A 16520-nucleotide genomic window follows, 5' to 3' on the forward strand; every position below is an offset into this window, starting at 1 on the left:
CAATATGGATTTCCTGGGACTGCAGGATAAAAGAATCGTCGTTTTTGGCGTAGCCAACAAAAAGAGCGTTGCCTATGCCATTGGGAAAACGCTCGAAGGAGTGGGGGCCAAGGTTGACTACGTTGTTCGCAGCGAAAAACGCAAGGAAGAGCTTGGCAAGCTGCTCGCTGGTCGTCGCATTCTCGTCTGTGACGTCGAGAAGGAGGGAGAGATTGCGAGGGTAGCGGAGGAGTTCGCCGAGGACAACACGCCGATAGCCGGAGTCATTCACTCGATCGCTTTTGCAGACTACAGCGAGGGGATGAAGCCATTCCACGAAACGACCAAGCGGCAGTTCTTGCAGGCGATGGATATTTCGTGCTACTCGTTTATTGACATCAGCAACGCTCTCAAGAGCCAATTGGCAAAGGATGCGTCTATGGTGACGATAAGCATTTCCACGACCAAGATGGCGAGCGAGAGCTACGGTTTTATGGCCCCGGTCAAGGCTGCATTGGACTCGTCGCTAGCCTTTTTGACCAAGTCCTTTAGTCGCTTTTCTCACGTTCGATTTAATGCAGTCGGTGCCGGACTGCTGAAAACGAGCGCCTCCGCTGGAATCCCTGGATACGTCGATGCGTATTTGTTTGCAGAGAAAGCCATTCCGCGAGGGGAGGGAGTCACCACGCAAGAGGTCGCCAACACAGCAGCGTTCTTGCTCAGCCCTCGCTCTTCTGGGATTCAATCGCAAACCATCGTTGTCGACGCTGCGATGTCAACGAACTATTTTGATCGGGATATCATCCAAAGAGTTGCGGGCAACTAATAAGAGAGGAGATGCGAATGGCAAAAGCAGAAGTAGCGCACGCGTTCGATTTCCTGAAGGCTACCGTTGTTAAACCATTCCCCCCGGTTTTTGCATTTTTTGGTACCGATGACTTTCTGCGTCGCACTTCTATCCAACACTTGTTACAGGCAAGCGAGCTCGGTCCGGAATCAATACGAAGCTTTGATGGCGACGATTCGCAATGGCGGGACGTTCACGATCAATTAGCGACACGATCGCTATTCGATGATCTCGGTGCCCGGTGCGCCGTTGTACGACGAGCTGACTCCATGGTTTCGAAAGCTAAGGAGTTGATAGAAAAATGGATCGACTCTGCACCGAGCGACACGCTTCTCGTCATCGATTTACAAACGCTCGCTTCCAATACTAAGCTTTATAACCAAGTCGGCAAAAAGGGAACCTTGGTCAAATGCACACCTCCTCAGAAATCCTCATGGGGAAACCCGCCCGACGATAAGGCCATTGCGGCTTGGGTCATCGACTGGGGAAACACCAAACATGGCATCAAACTTACCACCAGCCAAGCCAACATTGTCGTGGAAAGAATCGGTGCAGTTTGTGGTTTGATCGATTGCGAGCTCGCTAAGTTGGCTTTGTTTGCAAACGAGGAGGGGAAGGTTCCCGATAAACGAGTCCTGGAGTTAGTGGGTGGTTGGCGTTGCCAAACCGCCTGGGAGGTGGCGGATGCTATAGCAGATGGCAAAGTTGCCGTCGCGATAGAGCAGCTAGATAAATTGATTCATGCAGGTCAGAACAGCATTGGAGTCATGGCACAAGTCGGGTGGTCCCTCCGGCGATTTGGAGTTGCGGCTCAGATTATTGAACAGTCTGAACGATGTGGCGAGCGAGTGAGTTTAGGGGTGGCGTTGGAGCGGGCTGGTTTCAATCGATTCGATTTGTCCAAAGCGGAGGTTAGGCTGCGGCGGATTGGTCGTGAAAGAGCTAAGAAATTGATTAACGATCTCGTGCTCCTAGAAACGCAAATGAAAGGGAGTCACAGCCACGAGGACAGGGCTCGATTCGCATTGGAGTCCCTCATTTTTTCTCTTGCTTAGCTGACAGTCCAGGTTTATACGTCATATTCCGAAAAACGCGAGAACGGTCGATTTCATCGTAGACCGGTCACTCTCGTCCGACCTACGTGCTCTCGTTCGGCCTACGTGCTCTCGTTCGGCCTACGTGCTCTCGTTCGGCCTACGTGCTCTCGTTCGGCCTACGTGCTCGCGGCGGGTAAGAGACCCCGCCGAATACCTATTGAGCCATTTGTAGAGCACGGGCTCAAACTCTACTTGTTCGCTGGAGTGGATCGATCTGCTTGAAGCGATGTGGGGCCAAACGTCTGCGTAAAGTCCAGATTGAACGGTTCCTTGCGGATATCATGTCCCGGTACGACTAACGGGTTGTAGGGAATTTCGTTTAGCAAATCTCGGCCTCTCAAGCCACCTGCTGCATCCTTTGACGATGAAGAAATGATGCCGAAATGTACGTTACGAATATTCACCAATACGCCACTTGTGCAGCAGCCAAAGGAAATATGCTCCGCTTCCATGGGAACCTCAAGCTCAATTGAGACCGTGCGCCACATAGCATCGGAGCTTGCTACGGCAGGGGTAGAATTTTCAACAATCGCTTTCTCGATACTCGAATGACCATCGCAGGAAACGTATCGAGCCGATAGATTTCGATGGCCGACATACGGGGAGTGATTGCGGAGCGGCGTTAAATGTTCTGGAGCAACACGAATCGGTGCCTCATACCGGCTCGCCCATGCGAAGACTCCCGCTCGATCGAGTGCCTCTTCATTGCACTGGATGTCCAGTTCCAACCTGACGGTTTTTCCTCGATAGTTTTCGGCATCCAGCGTTTGAGAGAAGATCGCAGGCATCTCGTAAGTCCCCTCTGCTGGCCCGACCGTAACTGTTGCCGGGGCCGCCTGCGATATGGCTGGAAACTGGCTCATTACAAAACTCTGCCACCCAGCTATTCGATTGAGATTCGCGATAATCGAACTGTTATCTAAGGAAGGTAGGACGATATCAAAGTGCACTACCACTTGGGAGTCCGAAGATGCAACCTTGACCGTGTTCCAAAAGGAACCAAAGATCTCATCCTCGAGTTCGTGCTTTTCTTTCTCTTCTAACGAAGAAACAAACGCTAATTTACCGACTTCAATCACTTGTTCGAGATGCTTCACGATTCTTTGAGCAGACACATCGTTCTTAGTGGTCGCAAGTAGGGTGCACGCGGGGGCTTGGCATCCATTGGCAAAGAAGCCAATAGACTGAACATCCTTGAAGAGTGGGGCCAACAGCCGGAATTCCTCTTCCTTTTTGGAGCCTTGGAAGAAGCTGCTTAGCTCGTGGTGCCAAGTATCGCAGTCCGAGCATACGAACGCGAACGCTGCATCTCGATAGTGGTGTAAAAATTCCGGAGGGATCGACGCTTCGCCGAACTCAGCTCCTCGAACGTAATTCTCAGCCTCCTCCCAGGTTCCCATGAAGAAGCCCTGTTCATCATCGACTTGCCAAAGAGTGGGTTTATCGGAAGTCGGAGTCTCAGAAACGGCCCTGAATTTGCGCCCGTCGATTTCTCGCCGAAACTCGGAATCCAGCCCTTCATGGACCCGAAACTGGCTATATCGCAGTAGGCGTGTAAGCTGACCAGGCAGAGTATTTTGTCCGAAACGAAGTTTCTGAGATAACATCAGCCGACCATGCTCCAGCTGGTCATCTTCCCATTCAGAGATAATCCCGCAATCAGCAAAGACATTGGAGGAACTGGGTAACGGCTGTCCTAGAATCTTAAAAAAGATCCAATCCTGCAACCATGCAGCTTCGGGACCGAACTCTCCGGCTCGCAATCGACCGGGGCGATAGACCATGGTTCCGTCGAGCTGGAGACGTTTACGTGGGAATACCCTATTAGACGCTGGTGCAACAGTTTGTTCCTGATCGTCAGGGGGTGCTTGGGCTGTCACGCTCTCAATAGCAATCTGCGATAATTCCTGTGTCGTTCCTCGAAGACCCGCGATTGGAATCGCCAGTATCGTCGTCGCTACGATCGCGCCTCGCATCCAGCGGGAAGACGACCATTTTGGTTTCAAGCTTCCTTGTAATAACATCTTAACTCTCCTTGTGATACAAACCTCACCAACCGTCAACATAGAGCCCAACCTCGGTTTCGAAGCTTCCAAGCTCAGTTGGCAGTTCAACGCTAATCTCGCCAAGGCTCGTCCATAAGTCTTGGCATCCCCCATCTTTCCAGCGGCCAACTGATCGGCTGCCAATTCTTGTTCGAGCCGAAGCCTCGCAATCACGACATGGATCCAGGGATGAAAAAATAGAAGGATCCCTGTCCAGCTAGCGACAATTACCCACAGAAAATCGTATCGAACGGCATGTGCCATCTCGTGCGAAATGACTGCCGAACGTTCTTGCTCCGTCCATTTCCTCCAGTCGGAATGTAACAGAATGGTCACATTCCAAAGTCCAACGGTTGCTCCAATAGGAATTTGTTCCGATTCTCGCACACATGGAATTCGCTGCAATCCAAACGCATAGGAGATCGACTCGACACTCTTTAGCAATGATTCATCTTGTATGGGACGACTCGACTTGAGAATGCTTTGGATGTACAGCCAGCTTGCTAGCCAAATGGAACCCATGCAGGTGAATCCAAGACCAAGGAACCAATTGATCGGCCATGACGGTCCCCCAGCCATTGGTCGTGACCATTCGTCGGTGCGTCTGACGTTGCGATCTACTTTGAGCAGAACACTCGAGAGCAACTCTTGGAATCTCTCTAGAGTACGATCGCTAGCGACCATTGCGACCGTTTGTTGGCTAGAGATCAAAGAAGAGCCGCCATCCTCTCGCTGCGAAGAAACCCGATTTTCTTCGCGGGTGATTGCGTTGTGATCCGGCATGGCGGTGGTGGATTCCGTTTCTAATGACAAACGCGTCCCCGATTCGTTGGACAAATTTTCGGCTACGGTCCATTGGAGCAGCGGAACGAACGCGATCGCCACGAGGATGACCGAGCCCAAGCAAGTTCCCGACAGTATTGCCGAAGTGAACTCAGGTTTACGTCCTCGCATAACCCATGCAACGACAAGTGCCAACGAGCATAGGATACTGATTTGTACCAAGGCCCACGCCAAGGCCACGCACGGAAGATTCATGATTCGGTCTCCTCTTCGTTGGCTAACAACTCTTCGAGCAGTTTACGTTTCGAAGCGGTGAGTTTTTTAGTTCCGACAATATGGAGCAAAAGTTTTTGGCGAGATCCTTGAAATACTCGATTAAGAAGGTCTGCAACGAATAACGACGAGACCTCTTGAAAGGATTTGGTAGGACGAAATTCAAAGGGTCGGGATTCGCCAAGACGTTCGAGATAGCCTTTCTCCCAGAGAATCTTGCAGAGGTTGGCAACCGTGGGATAGGTCAGCGTGCGGCCCCGTTTCTCTAGGCAATCCCTAGCTTCCTGAGCCGTACACTGTCCGTCTTCCCAAAAAACGTGCATGACTTCCAGTTCGCGATCCGTTAACGCTTCCGCCGGCGGTCGATTCATGCCAGGCCTCCTCCATGTAGCTCAAGTTCTCGGGTTTTGGATAACCAAATTTGGAAAACCAAACATAAGAAACTTAAACCGGCCCTGCAATCCCAAAGTCTAGATATTCCATCCCCCGATACCCTCAAGAAATCGGTCCGGCAACTAGAGATTTTTTTGTCCCTGGCCCCCGGCCATAGGCTGGCGCGGTACACTTTTTAATTGAGTATTTTGCGATTATTGGCTCCTAAAATTCGCGTGTCGCAATCTACGCATGCAGGGTGCAGAAAGTGTGCCTTGCAAATCTCCTCTTCCTCTTCTCACGTTGGAGTTATCCATGTTAAGAAAGTCTTTTGTATTTCTGCTGTTGGGGGTCTCATTTCATCCAATCTGTCAGGCGCAACAAGTGGTTCCGGTAGATGACTGGAAACCCGCTCCCACTAATCAAGATGGAAAGGAGTATCCTAAGGTTAACTCCGAGGGACGAGTTAAATTCCAAATTGTTGCCCCAGAAGCAACTAGCGTCTCATGCAGCTTTCGCGATAGCAGCGAATTTGTCAAAGACGAAAAGGGTGTATGGACTGGATTCACTCGTCCACTTGACGAAGGCTTTCACTATTACACCCTCAAGATTGATGGTGCAGAGGTTCCTGACCCCAATAGCAAGTACTATTTTGGGGCAATGCGATGGGGAAGTGGAGTGGAAGTCCCGGCCAAGGATCAAGATTTCTATGCTGTCAAGAATGTTCGGCATGGTCAGCTTCGTGAAGTGCTCTTCTTTTCCCCGAGCACCGATACGACCCGTCGAGCATTTGTTTATACTCCGCCAGGCTACGACGGCGACCAAGAAACGCGATATCCGGTCCTCTATCTGCAGCACGGCTGGGGCGAGAATGAATACGGTTGGGGAGCACAAGGGCATGCCGGCTTGATCATGGACAATCTCATCGCGGAAGGAAAAATCAAACCTTTCATCATCGCGATGACCTACGGCATGACGAACGAAGTTCGCATGGGAGGTATGGCCAACTATGATATTAAGCCTTTTGAGAAGGTACTGGTCGAGGAATTGATTCCCTACATCGATTCCAACTTTCGCACTCTATCGAACCAACCTAATCGTGCCATGGCAGGCCTCTCTATGGGAAGCATGCAAACCAAAACGATCACCCTCAAGCACTTGGACAAGTTCTCTCACATCGGATTGTTCAGTGGAGCCACACTGACTCCTGACGACGTGGAAAAGACTCCAGGCTTCAAAGAGAAAGTCCAGCTTGTGTTTGTCAGCTATGGAAGCAAAGAGGTTGGCGGAGGGGATCGCCCACGTCGAGGAGGTGATCCCGCTGCTGCGACCCATGCGATCAAGGAAATGGGCATCAACAGCCACTACTACCTGTCACCCGAAACCGCGCACGAGTGGCAAACCTGGCGACGAAGCCTGCTTGAATTCGCTCCGCTGTTGTTTCAGCCAGCAGAACCGGGCTAAAGTTCATAGTAAAACTAAGTGGATATTTCCTTTAGGCTTGGAGATACTGGTACCTTTCCTGAAAAGGTACCAGTGCGATGAAGCGGGGCTGCGAGATTCAGTGGACAAAAGGATGGTCTCAGTCAATGTTCCATTGGGCAATAGTGGTAGGCTTACTTGATAAGCTGGAACACTTTATAATCAGCGGGCTAATCCAAAGCGATCTGGGTGCACGAGTTCGATTCGTCGCACGGTTCGTCCTTTCCTCCCTTCCATTGAAAGACAATTATGAAATTCGGTATGAATCTGTTGCTGTGGTCCGGTGAACTCAATGATGGCATGCTTCCCGTACTAGAGAGCCTCAAAAAAATGGGCTATGACGGCGTGGAGGTTCCGATTTTCAATCTGGACTTGGACTACACCGCTTGGGGAAAGCGACTCGATGATTTGGGGCTTAGCCGAACCGCTGTCACCGTACGCAACGAAGGCGACAATCCGATCAGCCCCGACGCCAACATTCGAAAGAAAGGTGTCGAACTGAATAAACGAGCTCTCGATTGCTGTGCGGCTGCGGGGGTTGAAACTCTAGTTGGGCCGTATCACTCCGCGATCGGCTACTTTACCGGCGCAGGCCGCACCGAGGATGAGTGGAAGTGGGGCATCGAGAGCATGCGAGAGGTGGCGGAGCACGCGGGCAAAGTCGGGGTCATGCTAGCTGTCGAGCCACTCAATCGGTTCGAAGTCTACTTCCTCAATGCTCAGGCGGACGCCGCAGAGTTCTGTCGCCAAGTGGGGCACCCAAACTGCCGAATGATGTACGACACCTTCCATGCCAACATCGAAGAAAAGAGCATTACGAAAGCCATGCATGACATCAAGGACATGGTTTGCCATATCCATATCAGTGAAAACGACCGGAGCACTCCAGGAGCGGGCGATATCAAATGGCAAGAAACTTTTGATGCGATTCGATCGATCGGATACGATAACTGGCTTGTGATCGAAGCCTTTGGTCTATCCCTTCCGGAGTTAGCAGCCGCTACTAAGATTTGGCGACGCATGTTCGACGATGAACTCAAACTGGCCGAGGACGGGTTGAAATTTATGAAGGCCCAACTGGGCAGTTAGGGCGAGTTGGTAGATGAAAAGCTACCGGATTAATTCTGGCTAGTTCGCAAGAGAATCCTGCTGGCTCTTATGTCGTCGCTAAAAGCGACTTCCTGCTCGCTTCGCATCACTCTGCACTGTATAGCTTTCGCCGCGATGCTCCTATTTGCGTCGCGGCAGATCAACTGCGATGGGAGGTCCGATGAGAACGCGGCTAACGACGCTGATGGAACGACGCTTACTCCGCTGGTCCGATATAGGACTTGGCGATCACGACATTGTCAAAGTAAACAATGTTGACTCCGTTTTTTGTCCATCGGTCCGTGACATAAGATTCCAGGGTCAACGCATTTGCCATGAGTCGTTCACTGGTTCGCCAATTAATCCCTTTCCAATGGCCCAGCAGCTTTCCGTCAATCCAGAACGCTTGTTCGCCATCAGGCTTGCCCTGTGTATTGTGCTTGATCATAAACTCAGCGCAGATCCACTTGTCCTTGGGGATCAAATCTTGTTCGGGCACCATAAAGGCGTTCCCCCAATAGCGTCGATCACGAGATTGTTCCATTTCGTGCCAATAGCTATAGAAATTCCATTTACCGGGAGCCGGCCATGCTTCCCAATTTCCTGTAGGTTCCAGCGCCGTCGAGAATCGTTCGTCGCCAACAGGTTTGTTGCCCGCTCCTCCAAACCCACTCCAGCGATCTCTACCAACAAGTGACTTGTTTGCCCGCAGCGTGACAAAGTGATGTACGTAGTCGCATTCCTTGTCGAACTTAACGTAGAAGCGGAAGAAGAGTGTATCGGAGGGCTCGAACCATTTGGTGAGTCCTCCCCCTTCGTTCTTATTCAAGCGGGCAACCACTTTCATGCAGTGCTCTCCTCCGAGTTCGTGTTCTGGTGACACGAGATAGAGAGCCTCTTTGTCTTCGGACGTACGTTCATCCCAACCCTTGCCGAGTTTTCCCGATTCGAAGTTGTCGGCGAAGATTACGTCCTCATGAGACGATATGCCGTCATCCTTTGGGAAAGCTGCTGCAAGTCCCTTTCCGCTTGGTAGGGGACTCATGGCAACGTGATTCGCGAAAACGTCATCCGCTTGAACTTGGCTGATATGAACCTGGCTGAGTAATGGGGATGCAAGAGCAGCGAGGGCAAACGCGAATTTAGATCGATACCGTAACATGGTTTTCCTCCGAGGATGGTAGCGGTAGCAGTGCGGACGCACGAATCTCAAGGTGGGTAGGTCGATAAGTATACCAGCCAGCGACGCTAATTGATCGGGGGCCCCTCTGGCGAGAAATGCCCTTATCCATCTTGTATGATATCAGAGCGACGCGGAAAGTCCGCATCGTTCTGGCACCGCTTTGCCGCTAATCATCCAGTTTATCTTCCATGGCTTTAGAAAGCGACTCAATGACTTTGGTCAACTGATACCATGAGCAAAATGCATCATGAATATCGATGGATGTGGAATCGTTTCGCGAAAATCCACGCTCATTGATCTCAATGACCTCGTCGAGTTCAAAGATCGCCTCGTCAATGAATTCTTGGAGCGTCTTATCCTTCCATTGAGATTGTTCGAAGGCCAACGTCGCTCTACTGACGGTTCTCTGGATCACCCAAACAGCGGCGCATTGTTCGTCGAAGCAGTCGACAACGCCTCGTAAATTACCACTTTGAACATAAAACTTTGCCATTTGTCACTTTTCATTCTAGAAAGCCCTACGATGCTGCAACTCAAACCTGCGACACACCAAGGCTTTCGATCATTGCCCTACACGCAACTTGATATCGAAACTCAGGAGTCCAGTTTTGAGACAACTTCATCTTCGATGGCATGATTGACAAGGATGGTCACGAACCTCACTCGAAATCCTTTTCTTGCACATTTTTTCCAGAATGGAACAAGCTGGAAAACTTGATCTAGCCCTGCTCACAGATCGATTTTTCCAGCTGAGTTGCTTCAATCAAGCCCGTATGGGAATGCTAGCTTAGCGAAAGATCCGCTCTCGACTTGGAATCGAGTAATCGGCTAAAGTCCCGGCGATTGTCGTGAAGGCCACCGGAATTCCGGAATTACAGGTTGGAGTTAGATAGCTCATGAAAAACGAGGAATCGGATTTTGGGAAACGTCGAACCAAGAAGGGACGGCTAGGCCGTCTCGTAATCCTGACGGTCGTTGTGTTGGTCATTGTTGCCATCCTGGGTGTTCCGTTGGCAGTTCAAAACCGGAAGCTTGTTCTTTCATTGGCCAACAAGCATGCAGGGCTTGCACCGATACGCATCGATTTGGCTTCGATCGAGGCTGGTTGGCTCAAGCCGGTTAAAGTTCGCGATCTGCGATTGATCGATGCGAACGGAGCGGAGTTGGTCCGTATCGGTGAAGTCGAAACCGAGCTAACGTTGCTCAACCTGCTTACCAAGTACAGCGACCTGAAGAAGGTCACGGTCAAAGGGGCTGAATTGCATGTTCAAGTCCAACCGGGTACGACGAATCTTGAACAAGCTCTCCAGCCATGGCTCAACGGTGCACCAGCAGATGCGAGTCCATCTCAGCCTGCTGCTGCTCCGATGCACTTCACCGGTCGAATTGTGATCGCGGATGCTGTTGTCCATGCTACCGATAGCGTTGACCAAACCAGCTGGGACCTCGTGCTGAACCAAGTCGACATTCCCATTCCTACAGCCAGCCAGCCGATTCCTCCAATGACACTGTTGGGAACCCTGCGTCAAACCAAGGCTCATCCAGGTGAGGTTCTCATGGGTGGACAATTTCAAATTCGCACGGAGCCACTCGCGCAGATTGATTCAACAAAGAACAATAGTTTGCTTGGACCTGTTAAAATGACCATCGCAACGACTGGGTTGCCACTACATTGGATAAGCCTGGTCAAGCGAAGAGTGCCGGATCTGCCTATCGATCACCTCGCGGGTCTGGCGACGTTACAGACAGAGTTAGAAGTTCACAACAATCAATCGATCTTTGCCCGAATCCACACGGCGCAGATCGATTCTTTACAGATAGTTGCACCTAGCCTCGTCGGTGAAAAGGGAGCTAGCTTAAATCAGATTCGATTGACTGGGAATCTACAAAGCAGCAACAATCGACTCAAAGCCGAAGGGTTGATTCTTCAGACCGACGTCGGTGCGGTAACGGCATCCGCTGATCTGCCCTACGAATTTACTATTCCGACGATTAGTGAACCTTGGCTTGCCAATGCGGAGTACGAAATCGAAGGCAACATCGATCTAGCCCGTGTCGTCACCGTTGCACCAGACTTGATCCCGGTACAGGATCAAGTGCAACTGAGTAGTGGACGAGCGAACCTCCGGGCCTTTCAAAAATTCTCGGCCAATCCAAATTTGCCGCCGTCCAGCACTATTAAACTCGGGTTAGGTGGGCTCAAGGCGAGCGTGAATGGTACACAAATGAGCTGGGAGGAGGCCTTTTCTGCGGTTGTCAATATTTCATCAACACCAACCGGGCAACCGAGCTTGAAACTCGACTGCACGTCTGAGTTCGGTTCGATCAAAGGGGAAGGTGATCTGATTCGCGGAAGCATCGGCGGAAGCTTTGACTTAGAAGCGATGCATAATCGTCTTTCGCAATGGGTTGCCTTGCCGATGCAGCAGGTCCGAGGCTCGGCAGAATGCCAGGTCGCATGGCAGCAGGACGAGGGAAACCGATTGGTCGCTACCGGCGGGGTGCGAACGACTCCGATTTCGATACGCAATGCGAACGGTGAGCTGAAGGAGCCGAAGTGGGATGGCAATTTCCAAGTGGTTACACGCTTAGATCGCGGCCAAATCATTCAGATCGATAGAGCGAATCTTGAGCTCAAAGCCGAGAATGAATTGCTCTCCGCAATCGTCATGGAGCCTGTCTCATTGGTGCCAGCAACGCCAGGTACAGCGGGAATGCCACCAGCCGGAATTCAGTTGAAACTGATCGGAGACTTGGCCGGATGGCAGCGACGCGGGCAATTGTTAGCTGGTATAGATCTCGGCATCCTCATGGGAGGGCAGTGTAATTTAGATGCTCGAGGTATCATGGACGCGGCATCCTTGGAGATTCAAGATGCATCGCTGGATATCAAGTCCTTTCAAGTCCGATCAGGAGAGATGGTTTTCTCCGAGCCCGAACTCGTCGCAACCTTTAAGGGAGCTGCCAACTCTAACGATATTACGAAATTAAAGATCGATAACTTGCTTGTACGCGCTCTTTCCTTCGCGGTTCAGGCCAATGATGACGCCGACCCAAGCAAATCGTTCGGACGGCTTGGACAAGCCGCTTATCGCATCAATCCCAAACAACTCTTTGAGTCAATGGGATATGCCCAGGGGCCCGATGCTATCTATGTCGAGGGAGATGTCACTGGAACAGCACAATGGAGTCTGGATGCAGAGCTGATCCAATGGAGTATGGCGTCTAAAGGTGCCGCACTAAAGATTTTACAAAATCAGTCGAACAACGCTGCCATACTCGTTAGTACTTCGAACCAATCTAATGGAATTCCTCGCAATCAACTTTGGGCGGAACCTCAAGTAGAATTGATAGCCGAGGGAAGCTACGAGCTGGTAAAAGGACTTTTAAATGTGAGCAAGGCTCAAATGATGACAGAATGGCTGGCGTATGGTGGCGTGGCCACGGTTCAGCAAGCGAACGGTCAGACTAAGCTGATTTCCAAGGGGCAAATCCACTACGACGCCGCCCGAGTGGCAGAAAAGATCAAACCCTGGACTGGTTCTTATCTGGCTCTCAGTGGTCGCAAAACGCAACCACTCGATATTCAATGGATATCAAACGACACTGGGACAGGGACTTGGGCCGAAGCCTTGCAAGCCTCATCGCAGATAGGCTGGGAGGGGGCCAATGTGCTGGGCATCCCCGTTGGTCCAGCGGATATCCCAATCGTCGTAAGGAATGGCCACTTGCTCACGCAGGCAGACATTCCTGTTTCCCAGGGGCGTCTACGCTGGAATCTCGATGGAGATGTTGGAAGCAACCCGATCCAGATAACGCAGCAACCTCAGACCGTCATCGACAATGTGGCGATCACTCCGCAGATGTGCCAAGGCTGGTTGCGGTTCGTTGCACCCATCCTGGCTGATGTGACGAGTGTTCAAGGGAACTTGAGCCTAAAGATCGACGAAGCTGTGCTGGTCCCCACCAGCCTGATGAACCAAACGGTCAAAGGGCAGTTGATTGTGCACGGTGCCAACGTAGGGCCTGGACCACTTGCGGATCAGCTGATTGGGATCGTACAACAGGTAAGAAACTTTAAACGAGGTCTCGGGGCTGCCGAGCCGAACCAGTCAGCCAATTGGCTGCATATGCCGCAACAAGATATCGGATTCAACGTTCAGAATGGTCGGGTCATGCACCGAGATATGCGATTCCAAGCGGGAGAGGTGATGCTCACGACCAATGGCTCTGTTGGTATCGATGGCAGTTTGGAATTGAATGCGACCGTGCCTATACAAGCAGATTGGTTGGAACGCGCGAGCTCCTTAACTTCGCTGGCGGGCCAATCGATCGTCATTCCTATTCGCGGGACCATACAAAAGCCGCAACTGGACTACTCAAGCCTAACTTCACTTGCTCAACAAGTCGCATCTACGGCCTTGAGAGGCGAAGCCCAAAAGCAGATTGATAAAGGATTGAACAAACTGCTTGGGCCGATTTCGAATCAATTACAACCACTCCAACAAGGTGTCCAGCAAGGGGTTCAGCAGATGCAGCAGGGTGTTCAGAACAATCTTCCGCAACTCCCCAATCTTCAGAATTTTCAATTGCCTAGCTTCGGCGGCGGTTTGCCCTTTGGACAAAACACACCGCCACAGCCGCCACCGCCAAACGTGCCGCAGGCACCCCAGTAACTCGATTCCTATACTAAGCCTCTCGCGAGATGAACGGGGGCGATAGTCCGTGTCTCATGAGATGACGCCAGAGCTAAATGTTATGGCTGTATCTTTTGTCGGCATCCTGCTTCACTTTGAATCTACCGACCAACTGTGACATCTCATGTGCCAGTTGGCTAAGCTGGGTACCTGCATCCAGGGATTCGTCCGCGCCGGCGGCCGAACTAACGAGAACAGCATCAACCTTCGCGAAATTTTCAGTGAGTTCTCTGCTAGCCAGGGCTGTTTCCGAAATCCCATTCGCAACCGATTCCGCAGCAGTAGCCGTTTGCGCTACACTATCGGTAATTTGTTTGGTTGCGATACTCTGCTCTTCAACTGCGGCCGCGATACTTCGCGACACTTCGTTAACGTTCGTAATGACATCACTGATGGAACGAATGGAACCGACAGCATCTGCGGTTGATTCCTGTATTGCTTCTATACGAGCCCGAATGTCCTCGGTGGCTACGGCAGTCTGCTTTGCAAGCTCTTTAACTTCGGCAGCCACAACTGAGAATCCCTTGCCAGATTCGCCAGCTCGTGCAGCTTCAATAGTCGCATTGAGAGCCAGCAAATTGGTCTGTTCAGCAATATCCTGGATTACCTGAATCACTTTGCCAATCTCGTTCGCTGATAGCCCCAAGGCTGAGATTCGCTTGTTGCTTTCCTCAACTAAGGTAGCAGCGTCACCAGCGACCGCCGCACTTCTTTCAGCATTGCTCGCGATTTCGCGAATTGTAGCATTCATTTCTTCGACGCTGGCTGCAACCGCTTTGATAGAGCAACTCATGCTTTCCGAACTTTCTGATACGGTCTTCATGCTAACCGACATCTGCTCTGATGCAGCACTCACACTGTGTGACTGTTGTTTGCTTGAAGCGACCTGCTCTGCAAGAGATTCAGCAGAAATCTTCAGGTTCGACGATCTCGAATTGAGGAGTTGCGAATCCTTAAGAATGACACAAATTAAATCATGAATTCTTTCTGCGAACGCATTAAACCAACGTGAGAGTTCCCCCAATTCATCAGCCCTGGTTTCGTCGAGTCGTCGAGTAAGATCCCCATCACCCTCCGCGATATCTTTGAGTGTCAGTATCGTAGCGTTAATTGGGTTCATCAAACCCCGGATAATCCAGAGCGAAAAGGGAATCACAACACAAAGTGTTGTGCCCATCACACCGAATATCCAGAAGAGGAGGGCGGAACGTGCTTCCGCGTTCGTTTGGTTGACACTCTCAACCTGTGCGAGAGCCTCTTTAACAGGTTGATCGACGATCAATGCCCACTCCAACCCCAAAATCCGGAAGGGTGAGTAGCTACTTATAGTCTGTTGGTTCAAATAATTCTTCTCGAGCATTACACCCGATTCGCCTCGTAGTGCACGCGACACGGATTCTGTTCTGATCCTGCCATTCTCAGGATTTTTGAATGCGTTCACGATCGTGCGATTCTTGGGGTCTAGTCGACTGTCCGATCTTGGCAAGAAATCTGCACCTACAATGTAGGCTTCCGTACCCTTTCCTAACATGTTTCCGAGATCCATAACTCTATTCAGAGATTCGATCGAGGACATCTGAAGAATCAAAACACCCAAGCGTTCTTCACCATCAAAAATCGGGGCCGCTATAAAGCTTGCTGGCAACTCATAGGAGGGCAAATACGGTGCGAAATCGACAAGCTCGGCGCTGGCGTCTGGAGACGCTTCGTTGGCTCTTTGGAACGCCTCGCCAAGTGAAGATTTAGCGAATGGACCATCGATTAGGTTAGTTGCGAAATCAATCTCTTTGAATACCGAGTAAATAATGTCGCCGCTTTTCGAATCGACAAGAAACAAATCGTAGAAGTTAAATGTTTCGATATAATTCAGGAGTTGCTTGTGAACCTGTCTGTGGGCTGCATCATATACGGTACCAAGATCCGATTCGACCAACAGTGCCTTCTTCCCAAGCGGGTGAGGGTTGCCTGCGATAAATGTATTCTGCAAGGCCATTGCCTGTGGGGACAGTTTGCTGACTATGGATTCGATCTTGAGCGGCTTGCCAACATTTTTGGATCTGTAAAATTCCAGAAAGGTCGTTTCATAGAATTGACGTACGGCATTACTGTCGTCAACCTTGTCCATCGCCACGGTTTCGCGGTCATCAATGAATCGTTCAAACCCGGTTCTCAGAGGGCGGAAACGGCTAACGAGTTGTGTGTCCTGCGCCAGTGTTGTTACTTGATTGGCTGCTGTCTGGAAGTAATCCAACACGTGAGCTTTTTTGATTTCGTTTACAACAGAAATCGTTTTCTCCGATGATTCTTGCAGACACTCAACCGCATGGGTACCGAGTTTCCTGGAGGCTCGCTCCGAAACGATAAAGCTCGATACTCCGACTCCACAGATGGGCAGTATGCCAATCGCGATGAAAGAGCTCAACAGTTTCGTTCTAATCTTCATTTCTTCCGCCTAAAAATATGACCTGCGCAAACCCTTGATTGCAGCAATTGCTTTCACATCAACGTATATGCACTTACTGTGTTAATACGATGAATTTCGAGAATCAAGAAATGACTGCGTGTTGCTGTCAATCTTGCTATCCCGATCGACCCTACATAGAAGTAGGCTGGGCAAATGTATTCTTGGGAATTACAAACAAGTGTGTTAATTCTTTAAGAAATCGGCTTTTG

General features: G+C 50.7%; 10 protein-coding genes. 5 read left to right on the top strand and 5 right to left on the bottom strand.

Annotated elements, in window-relative coordinates; genetic code table 11:
* Window positions 1-4 precede the first annotated feature (4 nt).
* Both SH449x_RS21805 and holA read left to right on the top strand, forming a co-directional pair.
* Entirely contained in the window at window positions 5-805 is an 801-nt protein-coding gene (locus SH449x_RS21805) for an enoyl-ACP reductase FabI (RefSeq protein WP_482378194.1), read from the top strand.
* Between the two features lie 17 nt (window positions 806-822).
* Complete coding sequence (holA, locus tag SH449x_RS21810) at window positions 823-1881, top strand: DNA polymerase III subunit delta (protein WP_482378195.1); 1059 nt, start codon at window positions 823-825, stop codon at window positions 1879-1881.
* Between the two features lie 230 nt (window positions 1882-2111).
* Here the strand turns inward: holA and SH449x_RS21815 are convergent, their stop codons facing one another.
* Complete coding sequence (locus tag SH449x_RS21815; RefSeq protein ID WP_482378196.1) at window positions 2112-5006, bottom strand: M56 family metallopeptidase; 2895 nt, start codon at window positions 5004-5006, stop codon at window positions 2112-2114.
* A complete protein-coding gene (locus SH449x_RS21820; protein WP_482378197.1) occupies window positions 5003-5395 on the bottom strand; it encodes a BlaI/MecI/CopY family transcriptional regulator in 393 nt (130 codons plus the stop codon). The genes SH449x_RS21815 and SH449x_RS21820 overlap by 4 nt, the downstream gene beginning before the upstream one ends.
* 316 nt (window positions 5396-5711) lie before the next feature.
* On the opposite strand from SH449x_RS21820, the gene SH449x_RS21825 reads away from it, so the two are divergent.
* The gene (locus SH449x_RS21825) at window positions 5712-6860 is read left to right on the top strand and encodes an alpha/beta hydrolase-fold protein (protein ID WP_482378198.1); all 1149 of its coding nucleotides are present in this window, start codon (window positions 5712-5714) and stop codon (window positions 6858-6860) included.
* A gap of 267 nt (window positions 6861-7127) precedes the next feature.
* On the top strand, window positions 7128-7967 hold the full coding sequence (locus tag SH449x_RS21830; RefSeq protein WP_482378199.1) for a sugar phosphate isomerase/epimerase family protein: 840 nt from the start codon (window positions 7128-7130) through the stop codon (window positions 7965-7967).
* A gap of 217 nt (window positions 7968-8184) precedes the next feature.
* Here SH449x_RS21830 and SH449x_RS21835 read toward each other — a convergent pair whose 3' ends face one another.
* Both SH449x_RS21835 and SH449x_RS21840 read right to left on the bottom strand, forming a co-directional pair.
* Window positions 8185-9129 carry a hypothetical protein gene (locus SH449x_RS21835; RefSeq protein WP_482378200.1) on the bottom strand — a complete coding sequence of 315 codons (945 nt, stop codon included), beginning with the start codon at window positions 9127-9129 and terminating at the stop codon, window positions 8185-8187.
* A gap of 187 nt (window positions 9130-9316) precedes the next feature.
* Entirely contained in the window at window positions 9317-9643 is a 327-nt protein-coding gene (locus SH449x_RS21840; protein ID WP_482378201.1) for a hypothetical protein, read from the bottom strand.
* A gap of 403 nt (window positions 9644-10046) precedes the next feature.
* Here SH449x_RS21840 and SH449x_RS21845 point away from each other — a divergent pair, with 403 nt between their 5' ends.
* Window positions 10047-13826: a hypothetical protein gene (locus tag SH449x_RS21845; protein ID WP_482378202.1), complete on the top strand. Its 3780-nt coding sequence runs from the start codon at window positions 10047-10049 to the stop codon at window positions 13824-13826.
* A 73-nt stretch (window positions 13827-13899) separates the two neighbouring features.
* Here SH449x_RS21845 and SH449x_RS21850 read toward each other — a convergent pair whose 3' ends face one another.
* Window positions 13900-16290 (bottom strand): methyl-accepting chemotaxis protein, encoded by a 2391-nt coding sequence (locus SH449x_RS21850; RefSeq protein ID WP_482378203.1) that lies wholly within the window; start codon window positions 16288-16290, stop codon window positions 13900-13902.
* Window positions 16291-16520 lie beyond the last annotated feature (230 nt).

Source organism: Brakhagea baltica, assembly GCF_052161605.1.
In the GTDB taxonomy this organism is placed as follows: domain Bacteria; phylum Planctomycetota; class Planctomycetia; order Pirellulales; family Pirellulaceae; genus JBKCUI01.

Bases quoted from the DNA above. Each gene is read 5' to 3' on its own strand.
- SH449x_RS21840 (WP_482378201.1), bottom strand. From the start codon at position 9,643: ATGGCAAAGTTTTATGTTCAAAGTGGTAATTTACGAGGCGTTGTCGAC.
- SH449x_RS21830 (WP_482378199.1), top strand. From the start codon at position 7,128: ATGAAATTCGGTATGAATCTGTTGCTGTGGTCCGGTGAACTCAATGAT.
- SH449x_RS21820 (WP_482378197.1), bottom strand. From the start codon at position 5,395: ATGAATCGACCGCCGGCGGAAGCGTTAACGGATCGCGAACTGGAAGTC.
- SH449x_RS21850 (WP_482378203.1), bottom strand. From the start codon at position 16,290: ATGAAGATTAGAACGAAACTGTTGAGCTCTTTCATCGCGATTGGCATA.
- SH449x_RS21805 (WP_482378194.1), top strand. From the start codon at position 5: ATGGATTTCCTGGGACTGCAGGATAAAAGAATCGTCGTTTTTGGCGTA.
- SH449x_RS21835 (WP_482378200.1), bottom strand. From the start codon at position 9,129: ATGTTACGGTATCGATCTAAATTCGCGTTTGCCCTCGCTGCTCTTGCA.
- holA (WP_482378195.1), top strand. From the start codon at position 823: ATGGCAAAAGCAGAAGTAGCGCACGCGTTCGATTTCCTGAAGGCTACC.
- SH449x_RS21845 (WP_482378202.1), top strand. From the start codon at position 10,047: ATGAAAAACGAGGAATCGGATTTTGGGAAACGTCGAACCAAGAAGGGA.
- SH449x_RS21825 (WP_482378198.1), top strand. From the start codon at position 5,712: ATGTTAAGAAAGTCTTTTGTATTTCTGCTGTTGGGGGTCTCATTTCAT.
- SH449x_RS21815 (WP_482378196.1), bottom strand. From the start codon at position 5,006: ATGAATCTTCCGTGCGTGGCCTTGGCGTGGGCCTTGGTACAAATCAGT.